Raw genomic sequence first — 2,535 nt, 5'->3', positions numbered from 1 at the left:
TTTACTCAATTATTATAATCTTTATATTTAAAAATTGTGTTTTTGTAATGATTTAAAAATAAGACATATGTGATAGACTTGCATATGTCTTATAAAATATCTTCCATTAACATTTTATTTAATTTATCTTTTGAGGACATTGTATCATAGTACAAAAAGTGTAACATATGTCTTGACAGTTAAGAGAAATGAAAATAATTATTGTAAATTTTAACTTGTAATTTTCTACATTCTTTGTTATACTAATGTTGTTATGGCGACATAGCCAAGTGGTAAGGCACGGGTCTGCAACACCCTTATCACCGGTTCAAATCCGGTTGTCGCCTCCAAAGCAATCTACTGTTCTTAAGGTCAGTAGATTTTTTTTGTTCAAAAATAAAAAAGCTTAGCTTTTTAACCTTTTAAGAAGATTTCTTAAAAATGCTTAAAGCGAAGCTTTTTCTTTTTACTTATTTTCCTTTCAAAACCTCAATTGCCTTTTGAAGTTGTGTATCTGTATCCTTATAATCTATGCCAATTCCTTTAACATTCTCTGGCAAATCTACTTCAATATCTGGTTCAATTCCCTTTTTATTTATTGACTTGCCACTTGGCGTAAAATATTCTGATGTCGTTAACTTTAATCCGTCGCCTTCTGGAAGTGCAATCACATTTTGCACGACGCCCTTTCCATAGGTTTTCTTTCCAATAATTTTTGCACGATCAAGGTCTCTTATTGCACCCGCCAAAATTTCTGATGCAGATGCTGAACCTTCATTTACAAGTACCACCATTTTTATGTCATTGTACTTGTCGTCTAATTTATAATCGTCGATAATTTCGCCCTTGTTATTTTTTAATGTAACAAAACTTGTCTTAGGTAGAATTGCCTCGCCTACTTCAACTGCTGCGTCCACAACTCCACCAGGATTTCCTCTCATATCTAAGATTATTCCCTTGACGCCTTCCCTTGTAAGTTCATTTAAAGCTTTAACAAAGTCCCTTCCCGTTTCTTCATCAAACATTGTTATTCCAATGTAGCCAAAGTTTCCGATTTTACTTTTTATTATAGAGTCGATTTTAATCTCTTCTCTTTTTATTTCAACTTCTTTAGTCTTTAAACTTTTCTTTTTAAGGAGCAAAATTTTTACAGTTGTGCCCTTTTCTCCACGCATTTCCTTTGATGCTTCGTCAATTTTTTCTGCACTAAAATCTTTTCCATTAATTTTTAAAATTTTATCTCCTGATTCAACACCAGCTCTGTCTGCTGGTGAGCCTTTAATTGGCGAAATTACAGTTACAGTTCCGTCTTCGTCAGGCGAAATTAAAACTCCAATCCCTTGGAATTTACCAGTCGTAGTTTCAGACAATTTTTTCATCTCGTCTTTTGTAAGATATTGTGAATAGGGGTCGCCCAATCCTGCAACTAGACCCTTTAATAGACCTGATTCTAAATTTTCATCTTTAATATCTTTGTTGTAAAGATAATTTTCTCTAAGATATTTTTCTAATACTATTACTTTTCCAAAATTTTCATTGGAACTTACAACTTGTCTTACTGTTAATATTCTAGTAACAAAAGCAGTTGTAATTACCAATAATACAACTGCTATAATTTTTAAAAATTTATTCTTTTTCATTAAACATAACCTAATGGATTTACAGTGGATCCATTTACTCTCACTTCAAAATGCAAATGTGGTCCTGTGGAAAGACCAGTTGTTCCAACAAAAGAAACTACATCGCCAGCATTTACAGTATCACCAACAGATACATTTAATGCTGAACAATGAGCATAAACTGTAACAGTTTCGTCATGGTCAATCATTACTACATTTCCATAACCGCTCATCGTCTTTGCCATAATTACTGTGCCAGATTTTGCAGCAACTACTGGAGTGCCATTTGGCGCAGGTATATCTATGCCAGAGTGGAATTTTGTATATCCTAGGATTGGATGCATTCTATATCCATAAGGAGAAGAAATAGAATAGTGTCCGGGAACTGGCCATGTATATCTTTGACCATCTCTTGGACCAGAAGGCACAGAAATATCTGAGTGAATTCTTGCTGCGCTTGCTCTTCTTGCTCTTTCCTTTGCAGCTTCTTCAGCCTTTTTTTGAATAGCAATTTCTTTTTGAAGTCTCAATATTTCTAAATCCAAACTTTCCCAATTTGATTGAGCTTCTTCAAATTCAGCCTTATATAGGTCTAAATTTGACTCCAATGTTTTCATATATTCATTTTTTGCATCTACCGCAGCTTGGTATGATTGTCTTTCATTTTCTACTGCAGCCTTATTTGCTGAAACTTTTGCTCTGTCAACTTTAAGTCTTTCTTCTGTGTCCTTTATTGTGTCAATTTGTTCTTGTATAAATTCAATTAATTCTCTATCAGCTTTTGCAATAGATGAAATAATTTCATTATTTCTAAGTAATTCTTCTATGTCTTTAGAGTTTAATATAACTTCAAGGTAATTTACGTTACCTCTCTTATACATTTCTCTAAGTCTAAGCCTAAGAGTATCTGTGTTTTCAGCTAAATTTGCCTGAGCTT

2 protein-coding genes and 1 tRNA gene are annotated in these 2,535 nt (G+C 33.2%); 1 reads left to right on the top strand and 2 read right to left on the bottom strand.

Annotated features, from left to right (window positions below; all coding sequences use genetic code 11):
• Window positions 1–255: 255 nt before the first annotated feature.
• A tRNA-Cys gene (locus MR285_RS06270) sits at window positions 256–329 on the top strand.
• A gap of 120 nt (window positions 330–449) precedes the next feature.
• Here MR285_RS06270 and MR285_RS06265 read toward each other — a convergent pair.
• Together MR285_RS06265 and MR285_RS06260 are read right to left on the bottom strand one after the other, a co-directional pair.
• A complete protein-coding gene (locus tag MR285_RS06265) occupies window positions 450–1,619 on the bottom strand; it encodes a S41 family peptidase (RefSeq protein WP_293559139.1) in 1,170 nt (389 codons plus the stop codon).
• On the bottom strand, window positions 1,619–2,535 hold a 917-nt coding region (locus MR285_RS06260; protein ID WP_293559137.1), incomplete at its 5' end, for a M23 family metallopeptidase. The genes MR285_RS06260 and MR285_RS06265, both read right to left, overlap by 1 nt.

Source organism: Peptoniphilus sp., from assembly GCF_022767005.1.
Taxonomy (GTDB): domain Bacteria; phylum Bacillota; class Clostridia; order Tissierellales; family Peptoniphilaceae; genus Peptoniphilus_A.
Note: the sequence above shows the minus strand (reverse complement) of the source record. Positions and strands in the feature narration are given on the sequence as shown.

Excerpts from the sequence above, each read along its gene's own strand:
- MR285_RS06265 (WP_293559139.1), bottom strand. The coding sequence starts at position 1,619 with ATGAAAAAGAATAAATTTTTAAAAATTATAGCAGTTGTATTATTGGTA.